Annotated in this window: 14 protein-coding genes; 10 read left to right on the top strand and 4 right to left on the bottom strand. The window is 54.6% G+C overall.

Annotated features, from left to right (window positions below; all coding sequences use genetic code 11):
• Positions 1-89: 89 nt before the first annotated feature.
• From IE099_RS13975 to ftsA, 3 genes are read left to right on the top strand one after another with little or no spacing between them, the layout of a single operon-like run.
• On the top strand, positions 90-1,022 hold the full coding sequence (locus IE099_RS13975; protein WP_189570915.1) for a D-alanine--D-alanine ligase: 933 nt from the start codon (positions 90-92) through the stop codon (positions 1,020-1,022).
• Positions 1,023-1,029: 7 nt separating this feature from the next.
• Positions 1,030-2,001, top strand: coding sequence for a cell division protein FtsQ/DivIB (locus IE099_RS13970; RefSeq protein ID WP_189570913.1), 972 nt, complete (start codon positions 1,030-1,032; stop codon positions 1,999-2,001).
• 4 nt (positions 2,002-2,005) lie between these two features.
• Complete coding sequence (ftsA, locus tag IE099_RS13965) at positions 2,006-3,220, top strand: cell division protein FtsA (protein WP_189570911.1); 1,215 nt, start codon at positions 2,006-2,008, stop codon at positions 3,218-3,220.
• Here ftsA and IE099_RS13960 read toward each other — a convergent pair.
• The gene (locus tag IE099_RS13960) at positions 3,217-3,876 is read right to left on the bottom strand and encodes a class I SAM-dependent methyltransferase (protein ID WP_189570909.1); all 660 of its coding nucleotides are present in this window, start codon (positions 3,874-3,876) and stop codon (positions 3,217-3,219) included. The genes ftsA and IE099_RS13960 overlap by 4 nt on opposite strands.
• Before the next feature lie 137 nt (positions 3,877-4,013).
• On the opposite strand from IE099_RS13960, the gene IE099_RS13955 reads away from it, so the two are divergent.
• Entirely contained in the window at positions 4,014-5,138 is a 1,125-nt protein-coding gene (locus tag IE099_RS13955; protein WP_229809524.1) for a phosphotransferase enzyme family protein, read from the top strand.
• A 592-nt stretch (positions 5,139-5,730) separates the two neighbouring features.
• Here the strand turns inward: IE099_RS13955 and lysA are convergent.
• Together lysA and IE099_RS13945 are read right to left on the bottom strand one after the other, a co-directional pair.
• Positions 5,731-7,020 (bottom strand): diaminopimelate decarboxylase, encoded by a 1,290-nt coding sequence (lysA, locus tag IE099_RS13950; RefSeq protein ID WP_189570905.1) that lies wholly within the window; start codon positions 7,018-7,020, stop codon positions 5,731-5,733.
• A gap of 75 nt (positions 7,021-7,095) precedes the next feature.
• On the bottom strand, positions 7,096-8,295 hold the full coding sequence (locus IE099_RS13945; RefSeq protein WP_189570903.1) for a phosphatase PAP2 family protein: 1,200 nt from the start codon (positions 8,293-8,295) through the stop codon (positions 7,096-7,098).
• A 44-nt stretch (positions 8,296-8,339) separates the two neighbouring features.
• On the opposite strand from IE099_RS13945, the gene IE099_RS13940 reads away from it, so the two are divergent.
• The 6 genes from IE099_RS13940 (at position 8,340) to IE099_RS13915 (ending at position 12,250) form a co-directional block, all read left to right on the top strand.
• Positions 8,340-9,059: a phosphatase PAP2 family protein gene (locus IE099_RS13940; RefSeq protein WP_189570901.1), complete on the top strand. Its 720-nt coding sequence runs from the start codon at positions 8,340-8,342 to the stop codon at positions 9,057-9,059.
• On the top strand, positions 9,056-9,505 hold the full coding sequence (locus IE099_RS13935) for a YiiD C-terminal domain-containing protein (RefSeq protein ID WP_189570899.1): 450 nt from the start codon (positions 9,056-9,058) through the stop codon (positions 9,503-9,505). Before IE099_RS13940 ends, IE099_RS13935 begins: the two co-directional genes overlap by 4 nt.
• 47 nt (positions 9,506-9,552) lie before the next feature.
• Positions 9,553-9,981 carry an ExbD/TolR family protein gene (locus IE099_RS13930; protein WP_189570897.1) on the top strand — a complete coding sequence of 143 codons (429 nt, stop codon included), beginning with the start codon at positions 9,553-9,555 and terminating at the stop codon, positions 9,979-9,981.
• Between the two features lie 68 nt (positions 9,982-10,049).
• Positions 10,050-10,781: a L,D-transpeptidase family protein gene (locus IE099_RS13925; RefSeq protein WP_229809523.1), complete on the top strand. Its 732-nt coding sequence runs from the start codon at positions 10,050-10,052 to the stop codon at positions 10,779-10,781.
• A gap of 64 nt (positions 10,782-10,845) precedes the next feature.
• Positions 10,846-11,295 (top strand): Fur family transcriptional regulator, encoded by a 450-nt coding sequence (locus IE099_RS13920; protein WP_189570895.1) that lies wholly within the window; start codon positions 10,846-10,848, stop codon positions 11,293-11,295.
• Complete coding sequence (locus IE099_RS13915; protein WP_189570893.1) at positions 11,288-12,250, top strand: glycosyltransferase; 963 nt, start codon at positions 11,288-11,290, stop codon at positions 12,248-12,250. Before IE099_RS13920 ends, IE099_RS13915 begins: the two co-directional genes overlap by 8 nt.
• Positions 12,251-12,377: 127 nt before the next feature.
• Here the strand turns inward: IE099_RS13915 and IE099_RS13910 are convergent, their stop codons facing one another.
• Positions 12,378-15,164 (bottom strand): autotransporter-associated beta strand repeat-containing protein, encoded by a 2,787-nt coding sequence (locus IE099_RS13910; RefSeq protein WP_189570891.1) that lies wholly within the window; start codon positions 15,162-15,164, stop codon positions 12,378-12,380.
• Positions 15,165-15,384 lie beyond the last annotated feature (220 nt).

The raw sequence follows: 15,384 nt of genomic DNA, 5'->3' as shown, positions 1-15,384 counted from the left end.
ACAGAGGAGGCTTGTGCTTCACGGTGAACAAATTAAGAACCCCTTAGGACTCGACTTGGCGCAAGGTCGGGGGAGAATTGCGCCGCGTTATGGATGAGTCGATTTTGATTGCGGTTTTGATGGGCGGACCAGGTTCCGAACGGGAAGTCTCCTTGGCTTCTGGCAAAGCCGTCTTACAAGCTTTGCAGGAGGAAGGGCTCACCGCAGTCGGGGTGGATGTGACTGATACTACTCCCGCTTTGCCTGAAAACACTGGACTGGTATTCAACGTCATCCACGGGACTTTCGGCGAAGACGGCGAACTGCAGGCCTATTTGGAAAGTCTGGGCGTGCCCTACACGGGAGCGGGGGTGGAAGACAGCCGGATTGCCTTTGACAAGGCCCTGAGCAAAGCGGTTTTCCTCGAGAAGGAGGTGCCAACTCCTCGTTCCGAAATTCTGGATGTTTCCGGAGGGGCGAAATTACCCTCAATCCCGGTGCCCTTCGTAGTGAAGCCCCCTCGGGAAGGCAGCAGCGTTGGGATTGAGATTGTGAAGGAGCAGGCGGAGGCTCTTCCGGCAATCGAGCGGGGCGCGAAATTTTGTGATGATTTGCTAATTGAGGAGTTTGTGGAGGGACGAGAGTTGACGGTCGGGGTCCTGGATGGCGTGGCTCTTCCCGTCGTCGAGATCATCCCGCCGGATGGAGGAAGTTACGACTTTGCGACCAAATACACTTGGTTGAGTGGGCAAAAGAACGCCAGCAACTATATCTGCCCAGCCGAGATTTCGCCCGAAGAGACAGCGATTGTTCAGGCAGCGGCTTTGAAAGCGCACGAATCGTTAGGAATTGGAGTTTACTCGCGGGTAGATGTTCTGTTAAATTACTTAGGTAATCCTTACGTTTTGGAAGCCAATACTATTCCTGGAATGACCGCGAGCAGCCTTTTGCCTATGGGCGCAAAGGCTGCGGGCTATTCTTTCGGTGGCCTGTGCCGTCGCATCTCGGAGTTATCCTGGCAACAGCGTGGGGTGAAAGCCTGAGCCATCCATGTCACGCAAACGAACCAGCAAAGTTAGAAAGCAAGCCTCCGGGCCGAGGACAGTCAACTTGCGCGCGTCCAGCGGTCGGGTGATGTGGTGTCGCACCAAGGCCGGCACTTGGCGGGCTGCCAAATGGCTGGTCTTTCTCGCTGTTCTGGGGGTAGGAGTGGTGATCGGGAAGTCCACCCTGCAGAAGGTCTTTCTGGATAGCGAAGAGTTTGCGCTCAAAAGAGTTGAGCTCTGGCAATGGGAGGGGGAAGAAATGCCCCGCCTGGTCGACCATGCCCGTTTGGCGGAGGTGACCGGTTTGGATCCCCGCGCAAGCATCTTCGCCTTTCAATTGGGCGAAGTGGAAAATCAGTTGGCCGCGTTGCCGGAAGTTAAAAGAGTGCGCGCCACCCGCCGCCTGCCTGACGTTCTCCGCATCCGGGTGGAGGAACGCGAACCGGTGGCTTGGGTGGAGTCTCCCCGCCAGCGTATTATTGGGCGAAACTACGATCACGGAATGCTGGTGGATGCCGACGGCTACTGCTTCCAGCCCTCCCGCGCGATGATGGAGGTTGTCAACGACCTGCCAGTAATCACCACGGGTGATCGCGGAAAAGATGATTTTGTTTCGGGTCAGAAGGTGAAAGGCCGCGAGTTCCTGCGCGCGCTGGAGTTGGTCAAGCTTTCCAAGCGCTATCTTGCAGAAGCGGGCTGGAGTCTTCCCGCCATTGGGTTGCGCAATGACTTTTCGTTGATGGCGAAAACCCACACGGGAACAGTAGTGACCTTCGGGCTCTATGAACATGAACGTCAATTGGAGGACCTCCTTCTCATTCTCGACCACGCTCGCAAAACTTCCCGGGGAGTGGAGCGGGTGAACCTGATTCCTGAGCGCAACATTCCGGTTGTTTTTGCGCATGCGGGGGGGAATCTCGAAGCACCGGGCTCACCTCTGGAGAGCAGTTTGGAAGCAATTTTGACCCGCAGTTAAAGACATGGCAAAGACCCGTATTCACGTTGGATTGGAAATTGGAACCACCAAGACCTGTATGGTCGTGGCGGAGGTGAAGCCGGATGGCTCCGTCAAGATTCTAGGAGTAGGCGAAGGCCGTTCGGCTGGAGTGCGCAAAGGGGAAATCGCAGATTTCCTGCAGGTCAAGGCTTGCGTGAAGTCCGCTCTGCTAGAGGCTGAAGATGCCAGTGATGTCGAAATCAACAGCGTTTTCCTCGCGGTGACCGGTAGCCACATTCAGGGCGTGAACAACGTGGGAACGTTTCGTTTGCCCGATAACGAGAAGGAAGTTTCATTGGAGCACGTCGAGGAGGTCAAAGAGATTGCCGCCGACATGCAGCTGCCTGTGGAGCATGTTTACCTCCATAATCTTGTTCGTCATTTTAGCCTTGATGGGCAACAGCATGCGAATAGTCCCGTGGGGCTGATTGGCCGGACCTTGGAGGCTGACTTCCACATCGTGCACGGGATGGAGACCCGAATTCAAAATTCCATCAAATGTGTTCGCGAGACACCGCTAGATGTCGATGACGTGGTCTTTGCTCCAGTGGCTTCGGCTCAAATTGCTCTAACCAAAGCCCGCAAGGAAGCGGGCGCGATGGTTATTGATATCGGGGGCGGAACGACGGATTATATTCTCTATATCGATGGTGCGATTGCTGCCTCGGGCTGTGTTCCGGTGGGTGGAGATCACATCACAAATGACATTCACCTGGTCACTCATGTGCCACTTTCCAAGTCGGAAAAACTCAAGGTGACCGAGGCCGATGTCTCGGGCGATCCGGCCAAGTCTGTCGGCACAGTGAAGGTCACGGACGACAAAGGTTTCCCCGATGTGGAAGTCCAACGGCAGGAACTCAACGATGTGGCGCGGTGGCGTTTGGAAGAAACCTTCGAGATTGTTCGAGGCAAGCTGCCCGAAGGATGGAAAGAGAATGTGGGGACGGGAGTCTTTCTAACAGGAGGAACCAGCCTGATGAATGGAATCGGTGAGCTTGCCTGCGAGGTCTTTGGTCTTCCTGTCTATCGTCCCGAGCGTCCCGAGGTCAGTGGAGTTCACGCTTACTTCAAGGACCCGCAGTATTCCACCGCACTAGGTTTGATTCGCTATGCCCAGATTCTTGACGAAGAACGTCCGGAAAAGGGGGGTGGACTTGGGACTTTCTTCAAAGCTCTTCTTCCGTTCGGACACCGTTAGCGGGATGGGACGATAATGCGCTGGGTCCCGGGCCTTGGATTGAGGGCAAAGACCGCGAGATGTCGATCGACGGACTTTCCTTCGGTTTGAATCACGGGACGGGATTGGGGATTCCTGACCGTTGTTAGCAAATGCGCCCCCAGAGATTCCATCGCACTGAGGGCTAGAAGGTGTTCCTTGTCGAAATAGGAGGTGATGATGAGCAAGCCTTCGGGGTCGAGTTGGTGCAAGGCGTGGTCGAAGAGAGAAGTCCAAAGTTGAGGCCCGTTCCAGAAATTCTGGTGCCGGAAAAAGGCCAGATGAGTAGGACTGGGAATTTCCTTCAGTAGTGGCAGCTTTGAGGCATCCAAGTTGAGAAAGTTCGCTCTCAGTTTGGAGGACGACTGGTTTTGGGCTGACCATCTGGCGGAAGCCTCGTCCAATTCCGCAGCCCGAATATCAATTCCGGTGAACTGGGTTTCGCCAAATGGGTCGGCAAAGAGATCGGCCAAAAGGCCAGTCTCATCCGAGCGGCCGCAAGCGAGGTTCAGAATGTGGCGCTGGCTGGGGAGGTTCTTGCCAAGAAACGGAATTGCGTGGTTTTCCAGTAAACTCCGCAGAGCTGCCAAGTCCTCGGGCGTCTCCCGGTAAGAAAATGGACGATTTGGCAGGTGCATGGTCCCGACTTAGCAACCAAAATAGCCGAAAACGAGAGAAAACGCCCTTTGGTGTCCTGCTCTCCTTCGAAACCATCGTTTTTACGACGCTCTTGGTAGTTGTGATTCTTTCAAAAGTGTTGGTAATCTTCTCTTTAGTGAGTGAAGCGGCCGAAGAACAAATTGGAGAGATTGCAGATCTGTTTGCGATTGAGGGCGAATTCTTAGGCGCGGAGGAGGTCGAAACTGGTCTTATCAATTCAACTTGGTTGGCCAGCTATGAGAAGGAAGATGGAGAAAGGATTCGCTTCATCCTGCAGCGAATCAACGAATCGGTCTTTGGTGATCCGCTGGTGGTGATGCGCAATGTGGAATGCGTCACCAGACATATCAATTGGAAGGTCCTTCGGGTGAAGAAAGACTTCGGCGGTCACACCCTCAATCTCTACCCCGGTCGGGGAGGCAATAGTTTTGTGAAAGGGCCCGGGGGAGGAATTTGGCGTTGCTATAACTATATCGAAGGGTGTCGGACCTATGATGTTGTCGAGAACACCCGGCAGGCTTATCAGGCTGGTCATGCCTTTGGAGCTTTTCAAGATTTGGTTAGTGACCTTTCACCCGAGGATATCGTCGAGGTGATTCCGGATTTTCACAACACGCCCCGTCGTCATCGTCGCTTGCTGGAGGCAGTGGAGGCGGACCTCGCGGGCAGAGTCCACGAGGTTCAGGCGGAGTTGGATCTTGTGGCCGGAATGTCGGCGGAGATGAGCTTGATTGCCGGAATGGTGGAGAATGGAAAGTTGCCAATTCGCGTGACCCATAACGATACCAAGATTAATAACGTACTCTTCGATGTCGATTCGGATGAAGCCATGTGTGTAATCGATCTCGATACGGTGATGCCGGGGGTCTCACTCTACGACTTTGGCGATCTGGTAAGAACTGCGACTAATCCGGCTGCCGAAGACGAGCGGGACTTGTCCAAAGTTGAGATGAGAATGCCAATCTTCGAGGCGCTGGTAGAAGGCTACCTCGAGTCGGCGCGCGATGTTCTGACCGATGAGGAGGTGAAGCTCCTTCCCTTTTCGGGCAAATTAATAGCTCTCGAATTGGGAATGCGTTTCCTAACAGATTACCTCAACGGGGACCAGTATTTCAAAGTCAAACGCGAAGGGCAAAATTTGGACCGGGCCCGAACCCAGCTGAAGTTGGCGGTTGAGATAGGAAAGGCTCAAGAGGCGATGAACAACTACGTTGCCAAGGTCGCCAAGACTTCGAGTTAGCCTTTCTCATGTGATTCGAGACCCCCTTGTTAGAAGGAACTGATGGAATCTCGAGGAACGGGCTGACGGGCCGGTGCCTGCGGCGGCGGTGTCGGATTTTCAATGCGGCGATCATCTTCGAAAAAGGCCGATTCGAATCCGACCAAAAATCCAAAGCAGCAAGAGAACAAAAGTGCTTGCGAAAACACTCGGTGAGTCAGCAGATTTCACAGGACCGATTCGCAGAAAAAAACGGTGCTCTATGACTAGTAAAGCCGTGATGTAGGAACCGACGAACAGGACTCTACTTTTGATTCTGGCTCTCTTTTGCCTGTCTCTCCGGGCATCGGTCGACTCAGCGAGTGACTTGGGACCTTTGTAGGGATCTTGGTTCAATAAAATCAAGTCAACTGGTTCGCGCTCTCTCGAATGGGGTGCCCGGGTTCTTCCAATAACGGAGATTGCTTTCAGTCAAACAAGTCAATCGGCGCTGCCGGTAGGCCAGTTCAGGCTTCAAGGCTGCCACGAGTATGAAAGAGAGAGGCGCGCTCTTTCCCCAAATTGCAGGGAAGAGCGCTTTGTCCTGAAGCGTTCGAATAAACGGGATATCCGGTTAAAAAATCTCCTGCGCCAGAATGTCGTCCATGGTCTGGCGCTTGCGAATCACGGTTGCCTGATCGCCGTCTACGAGAACCTCGGTGGGAAGGGGGCGCGAGTTGTAGGTCGAGCCCATCACCGCACCGTAGGCACCTGCGGACATGAGTGCGAGAAGCTCTCCTTCCTCGAAGTCTGGGAGCTCACGATCTTGGCAAAAGAAGTCTCCGGTTTCGCAGACTGGTCCCACGACATCGGTCTTCACCGTGCTACGCGGACCGCCTTGGGTTAGGGGAACAATCTCGTGGTAGCCCTGATAAAGCGCGGGACGAATCAAGTCGTTCATGCCAGCATCGACAATTTTGAAGGTCTTGGCCTTGCCGCGCTTTTCATAGAGGCAGCGGGTGATCATCACGCCGGCATTGCCCACGATGTAGCGACCGGGCTCAAGAAGGATTTTCAGACCCAGCGGTTTGAGGATGGGGATGAGTTCCGAGGCATACTTCTCGGTGGTGAGAGGCATATCCTCCGGGTGGTTCGCATCCCACCAATCGGGGCTGCCGGACTCCAGCGCGGGGTCGTAGATGATGCCGATTCCCCCTCCGATGGAGAAGAATTCGATACCATACTTTTCCTTCAAATCGGCTGCGAGCGGGGCGACCTTGGTCACGGCATCACGGAACGGTTGCACGGTCGTGAGTTGGGAACCGATGTGCATCTGGAGTCCCTTCAGCTGAACGTGTTCCATCTTCGAGGCCCGCTCGAAGACGTCGGCGATCACATCGAAGTCGATGCCGAACTTGTTCTCCGACTTGCCGGTCGAAATGTATTTATGGGTCTTGGCGTCCACATTGGGATTGACCCGGATGGAGACTGGCGCGGTCTTTCCCATCTCCCCGGCGACCTTGTTGATGAAGTTGAGTTCTGCCTCCGACTCCACGTTGAAAGCGTGGATGCCAAGTTCCAGCGCATACTCGATCTCTTCCCGGGTTTTTCCGACTCCGGCGAAGGTGCATTTGGCCGGATCTCCACCGGCTTTCACCACGCGGTAGAGCTCACCTCCCGATACGATATCGAAGGATGCTCCCATCTCATTGAGAAGGGACAGAACCGCCACATTGGAATTGGCTTTAACGGCATAGGCCACTTCATGGTCGATCGGGGCCAAGGCGTCATCGAGGCGCTTGTAGTGCTCGCGGATGGTGTTGGCTGAGTAGACGAAAGTCGGAGTGCCTTGTTGCTCGGCAATCTCGACGAGAGACACTTGTTCCGCGTGAAGGGCGTTATCGTGAAATGAGAAGTAATGCATGACCTTGGACGGGGCGGACTATGGGATTCCCTGCCAAATTGGGCAAGAGGGGAAGTTGTCTTTGCGGAACTGACTTTAGCGCTTCAGGACCTTGGTCTCCGGGGAGAGCTCCAGCTGGGGCTCGATTCCTTCTTTGGGAAGAACAAGACGAGTCAGTTCTTCGCTCCCTACGATCGTTAAGGAAAGCCCCTCGGGCACCGTAACGACGGTGCGAACATTGAGCTCGGAGAAAAAGCCCTCCCGTCGATAGTCGACGCGGATGGTGGGTGGACCGTCGGTGAAGGTGCTGCTTGCCCGCAGCCGGCTCTTGGGCGCGCGATGACCATCGGTGAAGCTTGTGATGGAAAACTCTTTGCCCGGCACGATTTCAAGAATGTCCTCTCCATTGAAATCCAAACGCAATTCTTCCAGAGGCGGGAGGTCGTCTGGGGTTGCGGTGAGTCTTTTGTCGTAGGGCCAAATGGTTCCAACCAGAGCAAGAATCAAGACCACGACCGGAGCGGAAGCCCAGCGAACCCATTTGGGCAGGGGCTTGGTCCCTTCTTTTGCTTGCCAGTAGAGGGATTGGTCAAGTCGAAGGAGTTTGTAGAAAAGCAGCGAAGTGAACCACATCACTGCGGCGGCCCAGATGACGTCGGAGGCAAAATGCCCTCCTTGGGTCATCCTTGCAATGCCGATGAGGAGGCCCAACAAAAGCGAGAGAATGAGAGCCCACCACCGACGCCGACCTTTCAAGAGGGGAACCAGGGCCAAGAAGTAAAATCCGACGGTGGCATGGCCACAGGGAAAAGACTTTCCTGTTGATTCGGGTTCGTAGTGGAGCAGTCGCTCGAAGCTTTCTGTTCCGTCGAAAGCGGTCACTTGCTTGGGGCGGGGGCGCCCCCACTGGTCCTTCAATATGGAGTTGGTAATGAGACCGGCCCCAATGAGTAATACGAAGAAGAAGTAAGCGCTGAGCTTTCGGTATTTTGCCAAGCTCTGATTTCCAAAGCCTAGCATGAGGGTGAAGATGGAGACGACCCCGAGCAGAATGGCTGGGACGGGACCGATGGTGTAAAAGAAACGCCAAATGGGGGAATCGCCAACCGGCCATCGATTGTCACCTCCGTAAAAAGGCTCCTGAAGCGCGAGGTCGAGGTCGGAGAATAGGAAAGGCAGGGAAAGAGCGGCCAGAATGGCGATGGGTAGGTAGATAGCGGCGCGCACGACCAGAGTTTGACTCGCTTGGGGCCACTTGTCAGCAGTCACTTTGGTCACCCTGCTTGCTTCTGTCACGTTCTGGACTGGTGCGAGAGCGTTTCATCGGTTCCATTCAGTCCGTGTCGCAATTCACTGCAGATTGGAAGGCCTGTTGGGCCGATTTTGCCTGGCGTTGGAACTCGGGGTTCAAGCGTGGCCTCCTCTTTCTGTTAGGATGGGTCGCAATGACTTGGCTCCTATTCGGATGGTTCGACGAGCCGCTCCTGCTTTGGATTCAAGGTCGTAGCGGAGCTGACCTGAATGTGAAAAGGGTGATCGCACCGAATCAGGAAGGGCTTGTGGCTTTTTGCAAGTGGTTGCGGGTCTACTCGGATTTTCTTTGGTTTAATTTTTTTGGGGGCTTGGCTTTGCTCGGATACGGCTTTTGGAAGAAGAAGGTTCACTGGCGACGCGCTGGGTTGGCTTTCTTTTTGGCGGGAGCAATGGCCGGAGTGACAGTGCAAACTCTGAAGACCTTTTCCGGGCGTCCCCGTCCTTCTACCCTAGCAAAAAGTGAAGAAGCGCAAACTGCCTATGACTTCCGCGGGATCACCTTCAAAGGGGGGTGGAGAGGTTACCCCAGTGGACATTCGGCAGCGGTCTGGGCCAGTTGCATTGCACTGGGACTACGGTTTCGGAGGGCTCTGGTTCCACTTCTTATCTTTGCCTCCATCGTGGGCTGGTCGCGAATCTATGGCAATTATCACTGGCCGACCGATGTCTTGTCCGGCGCGGCATTGGGGACGCTGATAGGTTGGTTTTGGGGGGCGATGCGAGGGGAGCGGGAGGTGATGGAATGATAACGGTCGATGAATTGACTAATTATCTTCATCTCCATATTCCGCTGAGTGCGGCCATGGGGGTGACTGCGCTGCAGGCCTCGTCCAGTGAGGTTCGGCTCAATGCTCTCTTCGAACCAAATATCAATCATCAGGCAACGGTCTTTGGCGGGAGCGCATCCGCAGTGGCTATTCTTGCTGCCTGGAGCCTGATGCATGTGCGCTTGCGGGAAGCTGGCTTGAATTGCGAATTGGTGATTCAACGTAACTCGATGGAATACCTTCTCCCGTTCGACAAGGATTTCGAAGCGGTCTGCACCTATGTGGACGAGGAAGCGTGGCTGCGTTTTCTTAAGCTCTATGAGCGGCGTGGGCGAGCGCGTCTGGTGGTGCAAGCCCGTTTGTTCTGCGAGGGAGATCTTGTTGGGGAGTTGGAAGGAGCTTTTGTCGCCCTGAAACGCGGGTAGCGAAATTCTTTCTAATTCTTGTTCCCGCCTGGCCGTTGTTTCCAGGTATGAGAAGAAGGAAAGAAATCGGAGAAATTTTAGCGCAACCGCGAGTGGATGTCAGTTCGTTGGTGGATATCAGTTTTTTGCTACTGATTTATTTTTTGGTGACTACCACTTTGTTTGCCAAAGAGCAGGATATGCCCCTGACCTTGCCGGGTAGCGGACTTGCGAGCGAGTTGGCTCCTATCGAAGTCCGAATCGAAAGTGACAACCGGGTGATTTTGCATGCGGGCCAGCCTTTCGCTGAAGAGGTGGGTGCGACCAGCGATGGGCGCGAGCTTCCGCGTTTGGCTGAGCATCTCGCGCTTTTGCGGGTGGCTAACCAAACGGTCGAACTCGACGTGGCGCAGGGAGCGGACTACCAGCGCTTTATGGATGTGCTCAACTGTCTCCGGGGCGAAGGTTTCGACGAGATTGGAATCTGCCAGCACTAGAAGTGGTCGGAACCTGGCGACAGAGAGAGGGATTTACGAAGCCCCCAATCAAGCGCTATAGTTCAGGAATGATGGGAAAGAGGTTGCTGAAAAGGGTTGTGCTTGGCTTTGTGCTTTGCCTCGCCACTCTGGCGGCTGTGAATGGTGATGAGGATCGGGCTGCGAAGGTTGCATTGCGGGTGGGGCCAACCCTCAGTGAGAACCTGGAGGGGGCTGGCCTTTCGATGGGGAGTCCGGTTTTCATCCGCGTCTTCAAGGAGGAGCGGGAATTGGAGCTCTGGTTGAAAAAGGGTGACCTCTATCAGCTTTTTCGCACTTATCCCATCGCGGCGATGTCGGGCGAACTTGGCCCCAAGCTCGCGGAGGGCGATCGACAGGCTCCGGAAGGCTTTTACTTCGTCCCTTCCTCCGCGATGAATCCACGAAGCGCGTTCCACCTGTCATTTAATATTGGGTATCCCAATGCCTATGACCGGGCCCACGGACGGACGGGGACTTTCATCATGGTTCATGGTGACCGCCAGTCCATTGGCTGTTTCGCGATGACTGATGAGAAGATTGAGGAGATCTATACCCTGTGCAATGCGGCTTTGAAAAACGGGCAACCTTTTTTCCGAGTTCATTGTTTTCCCTTCCGGATGAGCGTCGAGAGGATGAAGCGTGCTGAAGGGCACCGGTGGGAATCCTTTTGGAAAGAGCTGCAATCCGGTTACGACTGGTTTGAGGAAAAGAAAGTGCCGCCCAATGTGGAGGTGCGGGAAAAGCGCTATCAGTTCGGTCCCATTCGAGGGGAATCGTGACATGATTCGACCGCAACAGATCCTTCTGTGTTGAAATGAGGGCGTTCCGAGCCAACTCTCTGGCATGGACCGCTGCGAACACGGGCACTATGTCTGCGCTGATACTATTCTGGCGAGAGCCAAGGAATCAGGGTTGAGGAAAACCAAGGCCTTGGAGGCCGTCGTTGAAGCGATGGCTGCTGCGGGGACCCCCATGCCGTTGTCCGAGTTGGAGAAGGTGCCCTCGGTTGCGGGAATTTGTGACCGCACGACACTCTTCCGTCTTTTGAATCGTCTGGGGGAGCATGGATTGGTCCGCCGTCTGGGGCTGCACGAGCGCGCGGCATTTTTCACTCTGGCAATGCCCGGCGGACATCACGACTACCTGATTTGCAAAGAGTGTGGTTCGGTGGAGCTGCTCAAAGTTGACTGTCCGGTGAGGGAGCTGGAGAACGAAGTCGCCAAAACAAGTGGATACACCCAATTGTATCACGAACTTGAGATCTACGGTGTTTGCCCCAATTGCAATGATTAGTTCTCCACCCCGGCACATCGGCATCACAATTCCTCCCAACCATGGCATAGGAACCGGGAATTTGCGCACCGCTCAGCGCTTGCTTAAGTTTTTAGCCAATCAAGGCCATCGCGTCGAGCTCTTGCCTGCGGATGGGTTGGCAGATTGCGAGGTGTTGATTGCCTTGAATGCGGTAAAGAGCTTTCCGGCCATCTCGCGCTTTCATCGGTCCGGACAGGGCAAGCTCGTCGTGGTAGTTACTGGCACAGATCTCAATCGCCGGGATTCGGAGGAGTGGAACCAGGCTCTCACGTGGGCCGATCGAATAGTCGTATTGCAGGAAAGAGCAAAGGCCGTGCTTTCGCCTGAATTTCAGAAAAAGACAGAGGTCATCATCCAAAGCGTGAGGCCTCTACCTGAAGCTGGGGAACGGGGAGAGAGGTCGGGCTTTCAGGTTTGCGTGGTCGGTCATTTCCGCGAAGAAAAGGACCCGATGCTCACCGCGTTGGCCTCCAGGCTTCTCGACTTCGAGTCTGCGATTCAGATTCGGCAAGCGGGCGCTATATTGGAAGAGAGGTTTCTCCGCGAGATTGAGGATGAGAGATTTCTCAATCCCCGTTATCAATGGTTGGGCGAATTGGGAAGAGTCGAAGCGCAACGGCTCATTAGTGAAAGTGATCTAATGGTTCTCAGCTCGACTTCGGAAGGCGGCCCGGCAGTAGTTGGCGAAGCGGTGGTGGCAGGCACACCCATTCTTGCAACTCGGATTGACGGGGTGGTTGGATTGCTCGGTGAAGACTATCCGGGATATTTCGAGCCCCACGATCTTGTGGGCTTGTCCAAGCTTATGGCAAAGGCCGAGAGCGATCAGGGCTTCTATCAGGAACTCAAGAGAGCGGTCAGCCTCAAGAAAGAGCAGTATGACCCCGCAAGGGAAAGTCTGAATTGGGCCGCGCTCTTGAGGAAGATCGAATAAGAAGTCCTTTGGCTCTTTTCTGTTGTTAGCCTGAAGGTGAAAAAAAAACGAGCCGCAATCCCGAAGGAAAGCGGCTCGCGGATTTCTGCGAAAACAAGAGAGTTCGAGTGACCCTCCGGATTAATCTCTATTCGAGCAAGGTCGCATTGAGGCGCACGAAGAGCTTTCCGTCGGGTTCGCCGAGCGTCTTGCTAATGGCGACCGAGATGGCCTGAACTCCATCGACTGCCTCTCCGACCGTTACCTCAGGGTCAGCAACACCACTGACAAAAACATCGGTCCAATTGTCGGGTTGCAAATCAGTGCTGTATTGGAAGAGGAGGTCGACATCCATGTCGGAAATTTCCAAGCGGTCAAAGGAAAAGACAAGGTCAGCTCCTGAGATGTCATAGGTCGGAAGAATGGACGTATCAGCAACCTCGGGATCACCGTTCAGAACGTATTCCAGAACATTGGCGATTCCGTCTCCATCACTATCATCTTCTGGGCTGGTTCCATCCAGAGAGGGGAAGTCCGCGGCCCAAGTGGCGTAGGAGAAACCTTCGAAAGTCGATTCGACTGTTAGAAGGCCGGTGCCTTCTTGGAAGGTCCATACAGTCGAGTCGGCATCAGCAGTATCGTAGACCCATACTCCCGAGTCAGCAGGACTTTCGACGAAGTCAGGTCCACCCAGAGCTCCCACCGAGAAGGTGGCTCCATAGGTTTCGTCGAGGAATTCGTTTTCCACGATCACCCAACTGTTGCCATCAATCTTTTCGGCCCCTGAGAGGTCGAAGAGAATCTTTCCATCCAAATTGACCGCTCCACTCGTGAGCTCGCCTCCCAAAACGGCATTGCTGACGTTGTTGGCACCGGGGGCGAAGATGAGACTGCTCGTCGTGCTGGTGAAGGTCAGGGTTCCATCTTCAATCACGGTGTTACCAGTGTAGGTATTCTCCCCGGCGAGGATTTGCGTCCCGGTTCCGATTTTACGGATATTGCCTGTGCGAAGGACTTCGGTGCCGGATGAAGGGGTGTCAATGATAGCACCATTAAAGGTCGCGTCTCCATTGGACACTCCGATCGTGGCTTGCACGTAGCCTGCCGCTTCGAAGCCGGTTCTGAAGGTTCCTTCACCGGTAAGGGTGTCGAAGACAACGTTGGCCTCGGTTCCGGCGAAAAGAGCACCTGCGGCAAGGTTCAGGTCGCAAAGATTGTTCGCCCAGTTTTCGTTGGCATTTGAGCCACCAATGAAGGTGCCCCCCTGCACATCGATCAGAGCGTCTTCATTGAGGTTGAAAGTGCCAACCTCTTTTCCCCAGCGAATCGTTCCCTCTCCGGTTTTTCGGATAGTGCCCGATCCCGTAAAGGTCGACGTCGGGAAGCTGGTGGTTCCGCCCGCAACCCCAATTTCCAAAGTGCTGCCACTGGCGATATCGAACGATGACGAGTTGGAGTTGGCGTTCATGACCAAAGTCCCTTCGGTGATAGTCGTGCTACCGGAGTAGCCTGCAAAGCTATCGAACGCTAGAGTGCCTGCACCGATTTTCTCGAAATCTCCCGAACCCGAGTAGATGGATGCAGTCGAAATGATTACCGTCTCGGTAGCCGCAGAGGTATCGTAAATAACGTTACTATCGGTGAGAATGGCGACTGGACTATTGAGCAGTTCTCCCACGGCGGTGCTGTTTCCCAGGATTAGAGTGCTGCCGTTTGAGAGAGTGGTGTCGCCAAAGTATTCATGCTGTCCAAGCAAAGTCACGGTTCCGCCTGCCGAGATATCAACAAAGGTATCTTCGGAAGCATCGGGATCGCTGATCCCTACCGCGTCGTTGCTGGCGACCACGTAGGGGACCGACACGTTGATGAACTCGATGAGGCCAGCCTCAACGACTTGGCCGGCAGGAATATTGACGGTCGCTGTGGCAACTGCCGGGGTTGAACCTCCGGCGGCGTAGGTATCGGCAAAGGTGGGAACTCCCGAGCCCGCAATTACGTCGGCGAAAGTCCCTGAGATCAAGGCTTCGGACGGAGAATTCAAGGTGAAGTTGGCAGTCGTGCTGGTATCCCAATCGTTGCCATTGATCCCGGTCCAAAAATTACGTTCAACTACTGGAGGGGTCACAGCAGTGACCGTAAAGGTCCCGTCCAAATTGTCGGTTGCCTCGAGGCTGACTCCGGAGGCTGCTGTGAAGTCATCTCCAAAAAGAGATTCCACTGCCACAATGTCCGCTCCAATATCTCCACCAAACGGAGCAGTGAAGGAGCCGCCAATCGTTTCGAAGTGAATGAAACAATTGGCAATGTCGAGGTCAGAGACGGGAGAGGTAACGACCACCGGGGCGTTATCGATATACATCTGGGTGACTCGATTCGATCGAGCCCAAGCCAGGTTCGTGCCGCTTGCAGGCTGGAGGGTGAGAGTGCCGTCTGGCCGCACCCGGATCGAATTGACCACACCATCGCCATGGCGCCCAAGCTGGCCAAGGCCATCGATAGTGACGTTCACTTCTTCCGCCGGGCCGACGCCGTCTCCCACAACGATGATGTCGCGGGTGGTCGGGTTCAGGTTGGTCCACCAAGTGTTTTGAGACGGGAGAGTAAAGGTTCCGGGGGTGTGGAAAATATAGGAGGGACTGTCGTAGATTGCAGTCTGTCCTGTGGCGTCACCAGAGTAGCTGCCGCCCATGGTGGGAACATTGACCGTGGGATAAGCTGTCGCCGTCGGGCTGAAGATGATGTTGCTTCCTGGCGTTACGCTCAATGCTCCGCCGGGAGCATCGTCGACAGGGACGCCGTTTGCGTCCCAGTTGGCGGGATTGTTCCAATCACCGTCCGCAGGATCGGCTGCTCCGGTCCAAGTGTAATCTGTCTGAGCAAACAAGCAGATGGTTGCTGCGAAAGACGCCGTAAGCGCTAATATCGTTTTTTTCATGGTTTTTTGGGGTTTGGTCCGTTCTATGCTTCTAGTTCAGGGAAGCCTCTTGCGAGCAAGCCAAGTCCAAGGCTTGGCTCGATGGGATGGAGAAAGGCTTTTCTGAGGGTTTAGTCTGCCAAGATAGGCGAGTTGCATAGAGTTGTCTTGAATGCTTTTGGTGATTTTTTGAAGAAATTCGTCAAAACGGGTCCTTGATGAGTAAGGGTTCGGGGAGAAC

The sequence above is a fragment of the Roseibacillus persicicus genome, assembly GCF_014651675.1.
Lineage (GTDB): Bacteria > Verrucomicrobiota > Verrucomicrobiia > Verrucomicrobiales > Akkermansiaceae > Roseibacillus > Roseibacillus persicicus.
Note: the sequence above shows the minus strand (reverse complement) of the source record. Positions and strands in the feature narration are given on the sequence as shown.